16 protein-coding genes are annotated in these 16,454 nt (G+C 62.2%); 11 read left to right on the forward strand and 5 right to left on the reverse strand.

Annotated features, from left to right (window positions below):
- Positions 1-134 precede the first annotated feature (134 nt).
- The 4 genes from AB5I84_RS05900 (at position 135) to AB5I84_RS05915 (ending at position 5,972) form a co-directional block, all read left to right on the forward strand.
- Positions 135-794: a response regulator gene (locus AB5I84_RS05900; RefSeq protein WP_369454931.1), complete on the forward strand. Its 660-nt coding sequence runs from the start codon at positions 135-137 to the stop codon at positions 792-794.
- Entirely contained in the window at positions 781-2,973 is a 2,193-nt protein-coding gene (locus tag AB5I84_RS05905) for a sensor histidine kinase (RefSeq protein ID WP_369454932.1), read from the forward strand. The genes AB5I84_RS05900 and AB5I84_RS05905 overlap by 14 nt, the downstream gene beginning before the upstream one ends.
- A 589-nt stretch (positions 2,974-3,562) precedes the next feature.
- Entirely contained in the window at positions 3,563-4,147 is a 585-nt protein-coding gene (locus tag AB5I84_RS05910) for an outer membrane beta-barrel protein (protein ID WP_369454933.1), read from the forward strand.
- Positions 4,148-4,214: 67 nt separating this feature from the next.
- Positions 4,215-5,972, forward strand: coding sequence for a hypothetical protein (locus AB5I84_RS05915; RefSeq protein WP_369454934.1), 1,758 nt, complete (start codon positions 4,215-4,217; stop codon positions 5,970-5,972).
- A 23-nt stretch (positions 5,973-5,995) separates the two neighbouring features.
- On the opposite strand, the gene AB5I84_RS05920 is transcribed toward AB5I84_RS05915, so the two are convergent.
- Positions 5,996-6,325, reverse strand: coding sequence for a branched-chain amino acid transporter permease (locus tag AB5I84_RS05920; RefSeq protein WP_369454935.1), 330 nt, complete (start codon positions 6,323-6,325; stop codon positions 5,996-5,998).
- Positions 6,315-6,986 carry an AzlC family ABC transporter permease gene (locus AB5I84_RS05925; protein WP_369454936.1) on the reverse strand — a complete coding sequence of 224 codons (672 nt, stop codon included), beginning with the start codon at positions 6,984-6,986 and terminating at the stop codon, positions 6,315-6,317. Before AB5I84_RS05925 ends, AB5I84_RS05920 begins: the two co-directional genes overlap by 11 nt.
- Positions 6,987-7,149: 163 nt before the next feature.
- On the opposite strand from AB5I84_RS05925, the gene AB5I84_RS05930 reads away from it, so the two are divergent.
- On the forward strand, positions 7,150-7,419 hold the full coding sequence (locus AB5I84_RS05930; RefSeq protein WP_369454937.1) for a hypothetical protein: 270 nt from the start codon (positions 7,150-7,152) through the stop codon (positions 7,417-7,419).
- A gap of 6 nt (positions 7,420-7,425) precedes the next feature.
- On the opposite strand, the gene AB5I84_RS05935 is transcribed toward AB5I84_RS05930, so the two are convergent.
- Positions 7,426-8,733 (reverse strand): MFS transporter, encoded by a 1,308-nt coding sequence (locus tag AB5I84_RS05935; RefSeq protein ID WP_369454938.1) that lies wholly within the window; start codon positions 8,731-8,733, stop codon positions 7,426-7,428.
- Between the two features lie 459 nt (positions 8,734-9,192).
- Here AB5I84_RS05935 and AB5I84_RS05940 point away from each other — a divergent pair, with 459 nt between their 5' ends.
- The 4 genes from AB5I84_RS05940 to AB5I84_RS05955 all read left to right on the forward strand — a co-directional run bounded on the left by AB5I84_RS05940 (position 9,193) and on the right by AB5I84_RS05955 (position 11,265).
- A complete protein-coding gene (locus AB5I84_RS05940) occupies positions 9,193-9,459 on the forward strand; it encodes a DksA/TraR family C4-type zinc finger protein (protein ID WP_369454939.1) in 267 nt (88 codons plus the stop codon).
- A gap of 435 nt (positions 9,460-9,894) precedes the next feature.
- Positions 9,895-10,278, forward strand: coding sequence for a type II toxin-antitoxin system RelE/ParE family toxin (locus tag AB5I84_RS05945; protein WP_369454940.1), 384 nt, complete (start codon positions 9,895-9,897; stop codon positions 10,276-10,278).
- Positions 10,259-10,564: a helix-turn-helix domain-containing protein gene (locus tag AB5I84_RS05950; RefSeq protein ID WP_369454941.1), complete on the forward strand. Its 306-nt coding sequence runs from the start codon at positions 10,259-10,261 to the stop codon at positions 10,562-10,564. Before AB5I84_RS05945 ends, AB5I84_RS05950 begins: the two co-directional genes overlap by 20 nt.
- 92 nt (positions 10,565-10,656) lie before the next feature.
- Positions 10,657-11,265: a hypothetical protein gene (locus AB5I84_RS05955; RefSeq protein WP_369454942.1), complete on the forward strand. Its 609-nt coding sequence runs from the start codon at positions 10,657-10,659 to the stop codon at positions 11,263-11,265.
- Position 11,266: 1 nt separating this feature from the next.
- On the opposite strand, the gene galE is transcribed toward AB5I84_RS05955, so the two are convergent.
- Positions 11,267-12,289 carry a UDP-glucose 4-epimerase GalE gene (galE, locus tag AB5I84_RS05960; RefSeq protein ID WP_369454943.1) on the reverse strand — a complete coding sequence of 341 codons (1,023 nt, stop codon included), beginning with the start codon at positions 12,287-12,289 and terminating at the stop codon, positions 11,267-11,269.
- Between the two features lie 158 nt (positions 12,290-12,447).
- Here galE and AB5I84_RS05965 point away from each other — a divergent pair, with 158 nt between their 5' ends.
- Positions 12,448-13,866 carry an alkaline phosphatase PhoX gene (locus AB5I84_RS05965; RefSeq protein ID WP_369454944.1) on the forward strand — a complete coding sequence of 473 codons (1,419 nt, stop codon included), beginning with the start codon at positions 12,448-12,450 and terminating at the stop codon, positions 13,864-13,866.
- A 66-nt stretch (positions 13,867-13,932) separates the two neighbouring features.
- Here the strand turns inward: AB5I84_RS05965 and AB5I84_RS05970 are convergent, their stop codons facing one another.
- Complete coding sequence (locus tag AB5I84_RS05970) at positions 13,933-15,528, reverse strand: DNA recombination protein RmuC (RefSeq protein WP_369454945.1); 1,596 nt, start codon at positions 15,526-15,528, stop codon at positions 13,933-13,935.
- Positions 15,529-15,718: 190 nt separating this feature from the next.
- On the opposite strand from AB5I84_RS05970, the gene AB5I84_RS05975 reads away from it, so the two are divergent.
- Positions 15,719-16,444: a spermine/spermidine synthase domain-containing protein gene (locus AB5I84_RS05975; protein WP_369454946.1), complete on the forward strand. Its 726-nt coding sequence runs from the start codon at positions 15,719-15,721 to the stop codon at positions 16,442-16,444.
- The last annotated feature ends 10 nt before the right edge of the window (positions 16,445-16,454 follow it).

Here is a 16,454-nt window from a genome sequence, read left to right on the forward strand (position 1 = left end):
CAGTGCTGCCGCTTTAGGTGGCAACAGCCGTTTGCGCAAGGGATGACGATAAATTCAAGGAATGACAAGAGCAGAGTGCCGGTGGCAGCAGGGGATGGCACTCTCGGCTGGCGCCGTCGCCGGGAGGGCGTGGAATGAAAGACGCATTGGTGTTGGAAGACCACGCCGAAAGCCGAGAGTGGCTGACTGGCCTGTTGCACGACGCGTATCCGGGTATTGAGGTGGTGGCGGTGCGTACGCTGGCGGAGGCGCTGGAGCAGGTCGCGAGCCGCTGCTTCGGCATCGCGTTGGTAGACATCAGCTTGCCCGACGGTTGTGGCACCGAACTGGTTCGAGTGGTGCGGGGCAGCGCCGCCAACACCTATGTGGTGATGGCATCCATCTTTGACGACGACGAGCATCTTTTCTCGGCACTCCAGGCCGGTGCGCAGGGCTATCTGCTCAAAGACCAGCCGCGCAGCCGGTTACTGTCCCAGCTGCAGGGCATCGTGCGCGGAGAGCCGCCGCTGTCGCCTAGCATTGCGCGCCGTATGTTGCGGCATTTCCGCGCAGCGCCGGCGGCGCCAACTCGCGAGCCGGGAAACAGCCAGGGCTTGAGCGAGCGTGAAACCGAAGTGCTGCGGCTGCTGGCACGCGGCTTTACTCGCAGCGATATCGCTCAAGCGTTGGCGATTACCCCTAATACCGTGGCCGGCCATGTAAAGAACATCTACCGCAAGCTGGATGTATCGGGCCGGGCTGAAGCGACGCTGGAAGCGGTGCGATTGGGAGTGGTGCCCAGTGAATCGCCCTGACAGACGCCGGCGCTGGGCACTGGCGCCGCTGCAAAGTTTGTTGCTGGTGCTGATTGCGTTGATGTGTGCAACCGCTGTTGCGGTGCTGTGCGCGCTGCAGGGGCCTTGGTTGGGCCTGACGCTGGACGAGTATGAACACGGCGTTCGCGTAGTGCGGGTGGACCCGCATGGGCCCTCGTTCCAGCGTATTGCCGAGGGTGATCAGCTGACCGGCCTAGTGGCAGCGGGGCGGTTGCTCTCTCTTGAAGGCTACTGGTTGTCATCCCAGCCGCATGCGTCGCCGACCTTTGCCGGCTACCACGATTTTCTCCAGCGTGAAGACCAAGTCGCTTCTGCACTGCGTGGTGAGGAGGTGGTGCTGCAACGTGCCGGGCAACTGCCGGTGAGCGTAGCGCCCAGCCGGGATCGTCGCCTTGCCTCGTTGCCACTGGAGTTTTGGCTGCTGCATTTCTACGGACTGCTGGCCTGCATGATCGGTGTGTCGGTGTGGGTATTTCTGCCACACAGCTGGCCGGCGCGGCTGCTGGCGTTGTCCGGGTTCAGCATGTTCGTCGCCACGTGGCAGCATAGCTTGTGGGAGGCGCGTGAGCTGGCGCTGCCGGGCGCGGTGTTCGATGCGTTGATGCAAGGCAATCACTTGGCACTCCATGGCCTGCTGTTGTGCCTGTTGCATTTGATGGTGCTCTACCCTCAGCCGTTGCCCCACGCCCGTCGCTGGATCCTGTTATCCACGTTGTTGGTCGCCCTGGTGCTGCTCAACGAGGCCTTTGGCGTGGTGCAATGGCCTTTCCATACGTTCTATCTGCCTCTTCTTTTCTACTATGTGGGTGGTACCTGGGTGGCCATCCGCCAATGGCGGCGGTCCCGACATCTGCCGGAGGAACGCGGGGCATTACGCTGGGTGATTCTGTCGACCCTGCTGACCATGGGTATGGGCATGGTGGTCTATTTCCTGCCGGTGATCCTAGATGTGCCACCGATGGCGTCGCCGTCCACCATGGTGGGGCTGGTGGTGACTCTCTATTTGGGCTTCGCCTTGGGCATTTTGCGTTACCGGTTGTTCCAGCTGGAGCGTTGGTGGTTTGTCGCCTGGTTATGGTTTCTCGGCGGCCTTAGTGTGCTGCTGGTGGATGCTGCCATCATCACGTTTTTTGGTTTGCAGCCAGCGTTGGCCTTGGGGATGTCCGTGCTACTGGTGGGCTGGGGATATTTTCCAGCGCGGCAATGGGCGCTGCGACGCCTGTCGTCGGTGCCGGCCACGTCGATGGAGCATTACATGCCGGTGTTCGTGGCGGCGCTGTACGACTGCGCGCCGGAACGGGTGGGCGAGTTGTGGCGTGAGTTGCTGCAGCAACTGTTCCGCCCGTTGAGTCTGGATCAGGTGCCGCAGCCGCTGGAGCAGGCGCGACTGGCGCAAAATGGCGCCTTGCTGCTGGTGCCTGATCTGGAATGCGCTGACAGTTCACTGAGCTTGCGCTACAGCCAGGGCGGTCGCCGTTTGTTCAGCGCTCGGGATCAGGCCATTGCGCGTGCACTGGCCGCCACGGCGGCGCGCATCAACGAGGTGCGCAAGGCGCGTGAGAGTGGCGCGCAACAGGAGCGCCACCGCATCATGCGGGACTTGCATGATGAAGTCGGCGGCAGATTGCTGTCGTTGATCCTCACCGCTCCGGATGAAAATTCGGAGAAGCTGGCGCGTAAAGCAATGTCTGCGCTGCGGGAAACGATTTATGTGCTCGACCACAATCGTCGCTATCGGCTCGATGAAGTGCTGGACGACTGGCGCGATGACTTGCTCGAACGTCTTGCGCCACTGGATTGCAGCTTGTCAGCGAGTTGGCCTGCGGAAGCCGCCGCCGCACATCACCATTTAACGCCAAGGCAGTATGTCAACTTGCGCCGGGTGCTGGATGAGGCGGTGACTAATGCTCTCAAGCACGGCTGCGACAAACGTATGGAGCTGGTGGTGGCGCTGCAATCAGAGCCGTCCCCCAGCTTGCAACTCACCCTTACCAACCCATGTCGGAGTGGGACAGCGTTCGAGCCCGATGACCTGTTGCCGGGCCATGGCTTGGACAATATCCGCAATCGCATGGCCGAGTTGGATGGAACCGCGGAAGTGATCCACTCGGCCGGCGCATCCGCTTGTTTCAGCCTTCAGGTGCGGATGCCGCTCTGACTGCCATCGTCGTTGGGCCAGGGCGCTCCATGCATACAGACCCTTCACTGCATCAGTCGCGGTCACTAGACGGAATACGTTAGGGCAGCAGCGCGCATCGGCGTTGCTGCTTCAATTCCCGTCTTGTGATGTGTGACCCGATCGAGCCGCTTTGGCGACCGCCGTGCGCCGCATGCCTCTGATCATTTATTGCGCCCCTGGCGGCTGCTAGCCGAGCTGAAGCGCAGTGGTGGCTGAGGTGGCAACCTCATCCTCCCCCCTCTGTTGCCGATTGTGCACGCTGATTTTCGCCGTTGTTGCGCGGCTATCTCGAGGCATGTTCCCGCTTCGTGCCAAGGCGGCAAGGTGCCGTGCCAGGGCAGCGGGTTGGGCCAGTCCGGTCCAGGCGGCTATCGCGTTCAAGTGCGCTGCTAACTCCTCCTAGGCGGGTGCCGATCTGAGCGGGGGTGCGCCGGGGGGACTCGTTTGGGGGATGGGGATTATTCGCTTGGCTCCCTATCGTTCCCGCTGAGCGTTGCACCACTCGGTAAGAGGCGGCTGCAGCAGGATGAGCAATCACGCGTGGACGCGTCGGCAAGGGGAACGAGGGATGAGGTGGCTGGGTAAGCTCGGTTGGGTGCTTGTGGCATTGACGCTGGTGGGAGCAGAGGCGGTAGCGGATACCCCGCAGGTGAGCTACCGCTATCTGGACGGCGGGTACCAGAAAATGACCGGGGACTTGGGGCCGGACGGTTTTTTCCTGCGCGGTTCCTATGGATTCCATGAGCGCTTCTATGTCGCAGGTGGCGTCGATCAGCTGGAAAAAAGTGGCGTCAAGCAACAAGTGATGTCGTTGGGCGGCGGCATGGTCATGCCTGTGGACAGCCGTACTGATGTCTACGGAGAGTTGCGTCTCGTCCGCGCCAAAATCACTGTGAAAATGCCATGGATCGGCTCCGTAAGTGACTCCGACTCTGGTTTCCAGGTTGAGGCAGGCGGTCGGATGATGCTGTCACCGCAATGGGAAGCACGCGCATTCCTGCGCTACATGGACGTGGGCGACGCGGATGAAACGTTTATCGGCGGTCAAGGGGTGTACCGACTCCATGAACAGTTCGCGCTGCATGCCGGTGCCAGCCGCCTGATGGATGCTTCTGAGTTTCTGTTCGAACTGGGCGGGCGCTTCAACTTCTGACCAACCTTGCGGCCTCGGCCCAGCCCGCAAGCCAGGGGCGGGGCGGCATCACAGCAGGAAATATCCTATGAAAACCTGGAAACGGGATGGCCTGGCCTTGGCCTTGGTCCTGGTCTTATCTGGCTGCGGTGGCAGCAGCGGTGGTGGCAGCAGCAAGGCACCCGGTGGCGGCACCCTAGCGCCGCCGGCACCCACGCAGTTGCCTGAGTTGAGTGGCTTGTCATCTGATGCAGATGTTCATGGCCGCCTTTTCTATAGCAGCACGGAGAGCGGTAAGCGCGGACTGTTTGCCTACCACCCGGAGCGTCAACAGTCTGAATTAGTGGACAGCACACCCTATCTGAATGGACATCTGACCAGTTTGCACCCTATTCACCGGGCAGATGTGGCTGCCGATGGCGTGACGTTGTCGAACCTGATGATTGATCAGGTGCTCTACTTCCGTCACCAGAGTAATAACTGGGTACCGGATCAGTTGGTACGCGTCGCCACCGATCCGACGCCGTTGGCGGTGGAGCGCGAGCAGGTATCGTCAGCGTCCGCGAACCTGATCGATGCAGTCTCGGATCTACAAGTATTTCAATATGACCTCAGTGATCCGTTGCAGACGGCTTACGCGTTCAAGCTGGGAAGCGGGGGCAATGCGCGTTGGCAGCAATTGCGGTTGGGCACCACTGCGCAACAGGCGCCGCTGTCTTTCGCGGCGGGACACAGAGTCGTTAGCACTGTGCTCGACCCAAGCTCACTGAAGCCGGGCGGTTGGTTGGTGGTGGACGCCCAGCGCAAGCTCAAACAGGTAACCATGGACGGTACGGTGCTGCCAGAGGTTCTGGCCGTGGACATCGACGAAGTGGTGCTGCTGGAAACCTTCCGCGATGGCTCACAACTATTGGTGATGGCGGGTGAAGATGACGCGGCAGGAGTGCTTTGGCGCTACCGTCCTGGCGCAGACTCCAACACTGCCGGATCTGCCACCGACTTGCGTAATGTAGCGGGCGAGCAACTGTTGTTTCCACGCAGTCTTTGGAGCGATGCCCTAGCCGTGCCTGGCGACAATCACAGAACACTCGATGGCGATGACTTTTATATCGCCACCACTTCGCCGGGGCTGCTGATCACCACTGATGCCCAGCTCTACCGGATCAGCCGCAATGGTTGGGAACAGCTGCTGTCGCTTGGCAGCGCTGATGTCATGGACTTCCAGAACCACGCGGTGCTGGGCAACTTCCTAGTCGCCAGTAATGGGCATTTGCTGTGGACCCTGAATGGAGCGATTGAGAAAGTCTCCAAAACGGCCCCCTATTCCCGTTCGGTGTGGGTAGAGGCGGTGGATGGTGCTTTCGATGCATTGCCTGAGCTGGTGGCGCGCCGCGACGGGTGGTTGTTCTTCAACCGGCGTCTCACCCACGATGACTACCAGGCTATCGCTATGCATGAAGGTGGCCAGCCCAGCGTGCTGCTGCCAGACACCCGTTGGGTCGGTGCGTCCACCAGTGGTCGCGGCACGCTGCTGGGTAATCTGAGTGATCTGGAAATCAGTGAAGTGTTTTTCTGGGACGCCGCGGCTAAAGAGGTGGGCGCAGTGGAAGCCAGTGCGCCGCTGCAAGGACGTGTACGTCTTGGCACCCTGCCGGACAGTGTCACTGAAGTGAACATGTCCAATGTTGGAGCGGGGCCGCACCGGCTGTTGCAGTTGGTCCATGGCAACCGCTACGAAGTGGTGGCGGTCGACACGCGTGCAACGGACTCGATGGTGCATCTGCTCGATCAACTTGCCGCGGGGGAGCAGGACGCATTCCTCACCCGGCCGGTCTCCGGGTTCTGACGGGGGCGTTGCAATGGGCGGCCTCAGCCCGCCCATTGCAACAGCAGCATGTGGCACCCGGTGGCAGCGAGGATCGACAGCAGCACGTTGCGCCAGCGCCAGTGCAGCACCCACGCCAGCAGCGCCGGGATCAGCAGCGGCAAACCCTGTGCCTGCTGCCACTGACCCGGCAGCAGGTTCACGTCGGCGAGGCTGTACAGCACCAGCAACGTCAGGATCATCGCCGGCATCTGGCGGCCCGCGTGGCGCAGAAAGGGCTGGTCGGTCTGCTTCAGCAGCACAAACGGAAGCACCCGGCTGGCGTAGGTGATCAGGCCGGCGGCCACCATCAGCCATAGCAACTCAATGCTCATGGCGGCGGCTCCGCAGGTAATCGCCGGCGACAAGCAACAGACAGCCGCCGATGGCGGCCAGCAGGAAGTGCTCGCGCGGCAACAGCCACAGGCACAGTAGGCCCATCAGTAACGCTTGTACGAAATAGCGGGGCTGCCGCACCTGCATGAACTGCTCCACCATCAACACGATGAACAGCGCGGCGAGGGCAAACGGCAGCCCGTCCAGTGCCAGCGGTAATTCATGGCCGGCCAACGCCCCGATCAGTACGCCGCCGACCCAATAGCATTGGTTGAGAAAGGCAATGCGCCCGGCGTTGGCCAGTCCTTGTTCCGGCGGCAGCGATACCAGCAGCGAGAACGTCTCGTCGGTAAGCGCGTAAAGCGTGTAGTGCTTCTGGCCGCGACTGCGAAAGCGGTGATGCAGCAGCGACAGACCGTAGAACAGATGGCGCGAGCTGAGCAGCGCTACCGCCACCAGAATCTGCACCGTTCCGACGCCAGCGCCCCACAGCGAGAGCAGCAAAAACTGATTGGTGCCGGAATAAACCAGCACGGACATCAGTACCGGCACCCACACCGGCAGCGCCATCTGCGCCGCCACCAGACCGAACGCAAAACCCAGCGGCAGGTAGCCCATCAGCACCGGGGTGGTAAGGCGGAACAAGGCCCGCCAGGACATCGAAGTGTGCATGCTTGTGAGCGTCGCCTGTTTCCCATAACGTGCGTGATCCCCGCCGGCGCTGCCGGGCGGGCCCATCTGCGGCGGCCGCTATCAAGCGAGATCGTCACGCTCGAGTCAAATGCCGGCGATGCCGCGCCCGGCCCACAAAGGACATGCCCCGATGCAGGACCAGGAACAACTGGAAGAAGAGTTTGCCCGCCGCAAGTTGGTGGAAGCGGTGGAAAACCAGATCGCTGACGGCCACCCCCGTGAAGCGGGGCTGGTGCTGATGGCGCTGCTGTCCAAAGGGCTCGAACGGGACGACGTGCTGTGGGCCATGGCGCAGGTGCTGGCCGAGCACATCAGCCAAGCGATGGCCTCCGACCAGCCGTTCGACCTCAATGGTTACGCCCGTGATTTACTGGCGCTGACCACCGAGGACGATGATTGAATCACGTCAGCGGCGGGGGGCGGTGTCGAGTCCGATTTCGCCTTCCACCCGCTCACTGTGGTGCATCAGGTACAGGCCTAGGCCGCAGGACAGCGCGCCGATGAACAGCAGGTACCAGCCCGGCGCTAGCGGATTTACCGCTACCAGCGTGGTCACTACCACTGGCGTCAGGCCGCCGAGTACCGCGTAGGCGACGTTATAGGAAAACGACAGTCCGCTGAATCGCACCGGTGCCGGGAACGCCCGCACCATCACATAGGGCACACCGCCCACCAGTCCCACACCCAGCCCCATTAGCGCATAGAGCGCGAACATCACCGGCAGCGACACGCCGGCAAACGAGTAAAAGCTGAAAGTGGTGGCAGCAAACACCAGCCCGCCGACCAGGAAGAAGCGCCCACTGCCGACGCGGTCTACCAACATGCCGCCGATCACCGTCGCCACCAGCATGAACAGCGTGCCGAAGCTGGTGCCGAGCAGCGCTTGCAGGGCGGTGTAGTGGTAGATCTTTTCTAGGAAGGTGGAAGTCATCAGCGTGGTGACCACCACCCCGGCCGATAGCACCCAGGTCAACAGCACCGAAATCACCACGCCATGGCGGTGGTCACGCAGCACGGTTTTAAGTGGCAGTTTGTCTTGCAGCCGTGGATCTTGCTGCATCGCCGTGAACACCGGGGTCTCGCTGAGGAAGCGGCGCAGGTAAACGCTGATCAAGCCGAAAATGCCGCCTAGGAAGAACGGAATGCGCCAGGCGTAATCGCTGACCTGTTGTTCGGTGAACACCCAGTTGATGCCGGCGGCGATCAGCGAGCCGAGCAGGATGCCGAGGCTCAGGCCGGAACACAGGAAACCGCACGCCATGCCGACCCGGTGCGCGGGCACGTGCTCGGAGACGAATGTCCAGGCGCCGGGCACTTCACCGCCGATCGCGGCACCTTGCAGCATGCGCAGTAGGATCAACAGCACCGGCGCCGCCAGACCGATGTGGTCGTAGGTAGGCAGGCAGGCCATGCCCAGCGTCGCCACCGACATCAGGAACACCGACAGCGCGAACATGCGTTTGCGCCCGACTCGGTCTCCGAAGTGGGCCATCACGATGCCGCCTAATGGCCGCACCAGATAGCCGGCAGCAAAGATGCCGAAGGTCTGGATCAGTACCAGCCATTCCGGCATGTCTGGCGGAAAGAACAGCGGTCCAATGACGCTGGCGAAGAACACGAAGATGATGAAGTCGTAAAACTCCAGCGCGCCGCCGAGAGCGGACAGCCCCAACACCTTGGCGTCGTGACGGGTAAGAGCTCGGGCGCCGCTCACCGCAGTGCTCCGATAACCGTGAGGCAGCCACTGCCTGCTGCGGTGGCAGCAGTGGGAGCGGGGGCGGCACTCCAAATGGGGCGCGCGTCAAAGGCCAGCCGGCCGTCAGCAATCATGAGCGAATCCGCATGCGGGGCGCGGGCTGATGCCGCGCAAAGGCGCTGTTGTACACCAACCGGCCGATGGCTGCCACGTCAGTGGCCGCTGGATGCCGGCAGCGGTTGCGACAGCACCTTCACTCTAAATGGGGTGAGAGCAGGCAGGCACTTGGGGGCAACATCATTGCTGGCGGAGTGCCGACGCCTAGGTATGTGGCCAGCGCGGTGCTGTGCTCGTTCCTCTGAATGCGGTGTCGGTAACGCCGGCGCTGCGCCGCAACAGAGATCGGCCCAGGGCTTGCAAGGCACGGGGCAGGAGCCATTATGGATCAGGTCTGTGGAGCGTTCCGGGAGGTGTGCCATGGCGACAGGATGGGCCCATGAGGGCGCGGTACAGGACCAGATTGATAGCACCATCGAAGATGCGGTGCAGCGGGTGCGCAGCCAACTGCCGCAAGGGGAAAGCCTGACCCATTGCGAAGCCTGTGAGGCGCTGATTCCAGAAGCTCGGCGCCGGGCGGTGCCTGGGGTGCGTCTGTGTGTCCCATGTCAGGAGCAAGAAGACAACGAGCAACGTGTTTTCAGCGGCTACAACCGCCGCGGCAGTAAGGACAGCCAACTGCGCTGAGCAGCGTAAACGCCATTGGTCTGACGCCGGCGCCGATGGTGCAGCCAGCAGGCCAATGCCGGCTACACCGGGCTCTTCCATGCTGAATGCGGTGGTCCACTCCTTGGGCAGTTCGCCGCCTCCCTTCCGGCGCACTGTCACCACCAGACGCCCTGTTCCGTTCCCGAACAGGGCGTTTTTTTATGGTCGATTGAGCTGGCTGGCCGGTGTCCGCGGGTCTGCTTTGTTGCTGCAGTGATGTGCCCGTTGCGACACCAGGTGACACATTGGAGATCAGCAAATCCCGGACGCAGATGACCCGCAAATGCTGACAGGGTTCGGGCGGCGTCAACGTAATCATGGCGGGCTAGGTCCTGGCTGCCGGGCTTCTGACCCGGTGGCATCAGGTGGGGTGGTTATTCATGCCCGTTACGGGTATGTTTGTCGGGTGCGGCCATGAACATTTTGAAGCGGAAGGATTTCGCCCGTTGGCAGGCGATGGAGCGCGTCCCGGACGCCGTGCTGTGCCAAGCAGTGAGGGCAATGGAAAGCGGGCTGATCGATGCTGAGCTGGGTGGTCTGCTCTACAAAATGCGCATCGCTCGGCCTGGTGTTGGCAAGCGTTGCGGTTGGCGCATGTTGCTGTCCGCGCGCATCGGCCAGCGTTATGTGTTCCTGCATGGATTCGCTAAAGGCGACAAGGGAAATATCACTCCCGACGAGGGCCTCGCACTGCGCTATGCAGGCCGGGTGTTCCTTGAGCTGTCGGGTATGGAGTTGATCAAGGCATTGCAGGCGGGAGTCCTGTTGGAGGTGTGTTGTGACAAGCAAGATCATTGAATCGCTGCGTGGTGACTTGGCCGCGCTGCATGAAGCCGGGGCGGTCAGCAAGGTGACCATGCGCAAGTTCGACGCCATCTGTCCGCCGCCGGTGCGTCCGTTCGATGCGGACGACATCAAGCGACTGCGTGAAACGCTGAATTTCAGCCAGCCAGTGTTTGCGCTGTTCCTGCACACCACGGCATCAACGGTGCGCAAGTGGGAGCAGGGTGAAACCCGTCCGGCGGGGCCGGCGCTGAAGCTGCTCAACATCCTGGCAGACAAGGGGCTGCAGGCCATCATCTGAGATCACCGACCCGTGCTTGGCTTGCCGCAGTCGCTGTCGTATGTTGCCAGCCAGCGCAGCCGCGCCATCACAGGGGTGTGGGACCGGGGACCATGGGCATCGATTCATTCATTGATTTGGCAGGCAGCATCGGCACCGTATTGGCGGCGTTGGTGTCGATCATTCCGGCGTGTTGGCACCTGATCAATCGCGCGCCGCGCTACCTGCGCCGGGATCGCCCGGATGCGTTGGTGCAGCTCGCTGGTGATGTGCCGGAGCTGCTGGAAGTGGCGCAGCAGCAGCGCCGCTGTTTGGCGGCAGAACGGTTAGTGCAGAAGCCGGTCACGGTGGAGGAGGTGGACACCATTCTCGGGCTGTTCCGCACCCACCGCTTTACCCAGAACGATCTGCGCACCTTGACCCGCTACTGGAGCTATCAAGGCGGCCGCTTTGTGTTGCCAGTCAGCTGGCTGCTGAGGCTGGAAGCGGTGTTCCTCGGTGTGGTGTGCGTGTTGCTGGTGTTGGTGATGGCGGTGTTGGGGACTGCACTGTTCGCCGATGTATGGCAGGACGGCGCTATTCCCGACGCGGTGTTGGCCGGGCTGTTGTTACAGGTGGTGGTGTATGTGGCCTGGATTTGGTTCCAGCGCCGGGTGCCCCATTACTGGCGTAACCGTGAGGCCTGGGCCGCCAAGTTGGCGGCCTACCAAGACACGCTCTGAGTCACTCGCTGCGGTAACCGTGTGGGTTGCTGTGCTGCCAGTGCCAATGGTCGCGGCACATGTCTGTCAATGAACGCTGTGCTTCCCAACCCAATGCCTGCCGGGCAAAGGAGGGGTCGGCGTAGCAGGCGGCCACATCACCCGCACGGCGCGCGCTAATAGTCAGCGGCACCGGGCGGCCGCTGGCGACTTCAAAGGCTTTCGCCATCTCCAGCACGGAGTAACCCCGGCCGGTGCCGAGGTTGACGATCAATTCCCCGTCGCCGTTCTGCAGCGCCTGCAAGGCCGCCAGATGGCCGGCCGCCAAGTCCATCACGTGAATATAGTCACGCACCCCGGTGCCGTCCGGGGTGGGGTAGTCATCGCCGTAGACCGTCAACGCCGGCCGCAAGCCAGCCGCCACTTGAGCAATATAAGGCATCAAGTTGTTCGGCGTGCCCTGCGGGGCCTCGCCGATACGGCCGCTCGGATGGGCACCCACAGGATTAAAGTAACGCAGCAGCGCAATACGGAAGTCCGGTTCGGCGCGGTGCAGGTCGCGCAGCATTTGCTCAATGTGCAGCTTGGTGGCGCCATAGGGGTTGGTGACGCCGAGCGCCGCCTGTTCGGTCAGCGGCAGCTGCTCTGGAATGCCGTAAACGGTGGCGGAGGAGCTGAACACCAACTGCCGCACGCCGGTGGTTTGCATGGCTTCCAACACACTGAGCGTACCGCCGACATTGACACGGTAGTAACGCAGCGGCTCGGCCACTGATTCGCCCACCGCCTTGAGGCCGGCAAAGTGGAGTACCGCCTGCGGCCGGGTGTCGCCCAGCAACTGGGTCACCAGTGCGGTGTCTGCCATGTCGCCTGCAGTCCAAGACAAGTGGCCGTCCGGTACCAACTGTTGCACCCGGCGCAGGGCCTCGGCGTCGCTGTTGGCGAAATTGTCCAGCACGTGGACGTGCCAGCCGGCCTCTAGCAATTGCAGCACAGTGTGGCTGCCGATGTAGCCGGCGCCGCCGGTAACCAGAACGCTGCGCATAGTCATCCCTGTGGTGTAAGCAGAAGGCGGCAAGCATAACGCAATTGGGCGGGGTTGGATGAGGGCGGTTGCTTGTCACCGAGTTGTCACGGTCTAGTTATGACGTTGTCGTGATGGCGCGTTAGAAGTCGATGAACCAGTGCTGGGATGGAATCGACATGGCCTATACCCGCCGCGCCTTGTTGCGCACTTTGTTTTACGGTGCCGGAGCCGCCGCTGCTGTGGCATGGGGGTTGGACCGCCCGTCCGGCTACCTGCCGCTCAGCCGTGTCCCCGGCGCGTTGCCGCCGCTGGATAAACTGCCAGGCCGCGAGTTGCCGCTGGTGGCCGGGCCACTGTCGCAAATTGGACTGCTGCAGAATTCCGGCGTCGATGGCATCTGGATTCCGGAAGGCTTCTCGGTGCGCTGTGTGGCGCGCCACTTGGCCAACCCGGTCAGCGGCCGCATTGATCCCAGTGGTGGGCTGCTCGGTTACAGCTGGCATCGGGCACCGGACGGCGGCGCCGTGTTCGGTGCAGAAGATGGCGGCTGGGTGTATGTGTCTAACAGCGAGACCAACCGCAGTGGTGGTGTCGGCGCACTGCGCTTTGCCGCCGACGGCAGCTTGATCGATGCCTATCCGGTGCTGCTCAACACCCGCCGCAATTGCGCCGGCGGGCCGACACCGTGGGGCACTTGGTTGTCCTGCGAGGAACTGTCGGATGGGCTGGTGTACGAATGCGATCCGTTCGGCACGCCGGCGCAGGCGGTGGTGCATCCGGCGCTGGGGTGCTTCCGCCACGAGGCGGCGGCAGTGGATGAGCAGACGCGCACGGTGTACCTCACTGAAGACCACGGCGACGGTCGCTTCTATCGCTTCCGCTCGTTCGGCCGGGTGTCCGGCATCAACGGACGCAGTGCCTTGGACCTGAGCCAGGGCGTGTTGGAAGTGCTGGAAATTGACGGCTTTGCCCACGGTGGTTACGACGATAATCTCGCCAGTGCCCGGGTGCTGCGCAAGGTGCGCTGGCAGCCGGTGCTGCAACCCCAACACCCGCAGGGCGAGGTGCGTGACCAGTACCGCGCCAGCACCGGACAGGGTGCGCCCGGCACCCGCTTCAATGGCGGCGAGGGGTTGTGGATCCAGCACTTCCCTGACGGCCAGCAGCCGCTGTTGCCGGACGGTCAGCGGCCATTGCGGGCGGTGGTGTTTTTCGCTTGCAAGGGCGACAACCGGGTCTACGCGCTCGACATCGACAACGATCAGATTGAAGTGGTGTTCGACAACGAGCATTTGATCGGCACCGGGCAAGCACCGTTTAAGGACGTGGATAACTTGGTGGTCAGCCCGGCCGGCGATGTGATCGTGGCCGAAGACGGTGATGCCATGCGGCTGATGGTGATGGTGCCGAACGGTGTGCCGCGCATCCTGCTGCAGATCGACCATGGCGGTTCGGAGTTGACCGGCCCGGCGTTCACGCCGGATGGTTCGCGGCTGTATTTCAGCTCCCAACGCGGTCCGTCCGCCATGTTGGTCAATCGCGGCGCCACGTATGAATTGACGTTGCCGCCGGCGTTCCGCCCGGGCAGCGCTTGACCGGGCGACGCTGGCCCTTTGAGCCTGGAGCAAGGCGGGTGGCAACCCGCTGCCCGCGTGGCGCCGTTAGCTCTCGCCGTGGTCGTCGGTGGGCGGTACCAGGTCAATTTCCAGCGATGCTTTCTCGACAAAGTATTCCGGCAGTTCGCCTTGAATGGCGGGCGCCAACTGCTTGAAGTCGGCCACTTGTTTGACCAGGTTGCCGCGGCCGCTGACCAACTGCCCCTCGGCTTTCACATAGGCTTCGCTGGCGCGATCAAGACTGCGGCGGATTTGCTCGAAGCTGGCCAAGAAGGTGTTGAGCTTGCGGAACACTTGGTCCGCTTTCGACGCCAGCGCGGCGGTGTGCTTGTTCTGGTCCTCAAACCGCCACAGCTGGCGCACGATGTTAAGGCTGGTGAGCAGGGTGGTGGGCGTGGCCACCAAAATATTGCGCGCCATCGCCACCTGGAACAGTTGCTCATCGGCCTTCAGCGCTTCCACGAATGCCGACTCGATCGGCACAAACATGAACACCACTTCCGGTGAGTTCAGCCCTTCGATTTTGTCGTAGGCGCGATCAGCCAATTCGTTGATGCGGTCGCGGAACGCCTGCACGTGCTCGCGCAGCGCCTGCTGCCGCTCCAGCTCGTCCTCGCTGTTCACATAGCGGGTATAAGCCGCCAGCGACACCTTGGCGTCGATGATCAGATGCTTGCTCTGCGGCAGGTAAACAATGGCATCCGGGCGCTGGCGACCATCTTCGGTCTGGAACGACACCTCGCGGCGGTAGTCTTGATCACGGCGCAGACCGGAACGCTCAAGGATGTTGTCCAACACCAGCTCACCCCAGTTGCCCTGCAGCTTCTTCTGCCCACGCAGGGCGGTGGCCAATTCGTGGGCTTCTTGGGTGATCTGCTGGTTGAGACTTTTCAGCGTTGCCAGTTCTTGGCGCATGGCGCCTTGCTGAGCGGTTTCACGGTGGTGGATGTCCTGCACTTCTTTTTTGAAGTCATCCATGAACTTTTGGAACGGCTGCATCACGCCGCTGAGGCTGGCTTGGCTGTGTTCCTGCAGCGCCTTGCTCTTGGTTTCGAGGATATCGTTGGCCAGCAGTTTGAATTGCTCTGACAGCTGCTGCTTTTGTTGTTCGAACAGGGCCAGTTGTTGCTGGTGGTGGGCGTCGCGCTCGGTGAGTCGGGCCTCCTGTTCGGCGTGCTGGCTTTGTAGTTCGGCGTGACGCTGTTGCAGTTGCTGAAATTGCTGACGTTGTTGTTGCAGCTCCGCCAGCAGCTGTTGCAACTGTTCCTGCAACGCGGCCACACGGGTGGTTTCGGCGCTCAGCTGTTCGGCGCGCTGACTGAGACGATGCTGAGCATCGGCCAGTGCGGTGCTGTGCTGTTGCTCTCGCTGCTGGCTGAGTGCCAGTGCATCACGGCTGTGATTGAGTTCCGCTTGCTGCACTTGATGGGCGGTATGCAAGGTGCGTTGCTCGGCGCTCAAGGCAGTCAGCTGTTGCTGTTGGCTGTCAGTGAGCTGGCGTGCGGCCGCCAGCTGCTGCTCACACTGTTCCAACCGGCTCGCCAGCCGACCGACCGGCCAGCGGCCGATTACGGCGCCCAGTGCCAAGGCCAGCAGTGCCAGCACACCCATCAGCCCGATGGCCTGCGCGGTTAACGTCATGGTCAGGATTCCTGTCAGCAGAAAATACGATATCGCGGCAGTATAACGGCGCCGGCCCTAGTTTGTTGACGGGCCACGTATTTTGTATGCTCGGGCCCATCTTTCGAGCAGTGTGCGTCGGCCGCTGCACTTCATTCACCGCTTGGAAAGAGCGGGCGGGCCTGCTGTGGCAGGTGCCAGCCTGGATGCCATGAATCAACAACATTTCCTGTTTCCCACCGACGGCTCGGTACCGCCGGACCGGTTCCTGCTTGAGCGCCGCCGCAGTGAGTGGCAGCACATCGCCATCTACCAGCACCCGGTGTATGGCAATCAACTGTGGATCGATGACGACCTGCAGATTTCCGAATCCGACTTCGCCTACAACAGTGCCATGGTGGCGCCGCTACTGACGCTGGAGCATTGCCAGCAGGTGGCAATCCTTGGAGGCGGCGACGGCGGTGTGCTCAATTACCTGCTCGCTACTTGGGACCAGCTGCAACGGCCCTTGGCGCGCGCCACGCTGATCGATATTGACGGCGCCGTAATCGACTTGTGCCGCAAATGGATGCCGGTGCAGTGGGGCGACGCATTTGATGACCCGCGTGCCGCGGTGGTGGTGGGGGATGCATTCGCCTGGATCGAACAGGCTCGTGATTTGGATGCGGTGATTTACGATCTGACCATGGACCCGGTGCGAGACGACCTTAGCCAGCGCCAGTTTATTGATCAGCTGTTCGCCCATGTGCGTGCCGCCTTGCGACCCGGCGGGGTATTCAGCCTGCAGGCCTGTGGGGAGTGGGATCCTGATTCCAGCGCCTTGCTGGCGACACTGCGCGAGCGCTTGGGCGCCATGTTCGGCGAGGTGCGTGAGCAGACCGTGATGGTGCCATCCTACGGCGAATTGTGGACCTTCATCAGCGTTCAAGCCGACTGAAAAGCATCAT

The sequence above is a fragment of the Alcanivorax sp. REN37 genome, from assembly GCF_041102775.1.
Taxonomy (GTDB): Bacteria; Pseudomonadota; Gammaproteobacteria; order Pseudomonadales; family Alcanivoracaceae; genus Isoalcanivorax; species Isoalcanivorax beigongshangi.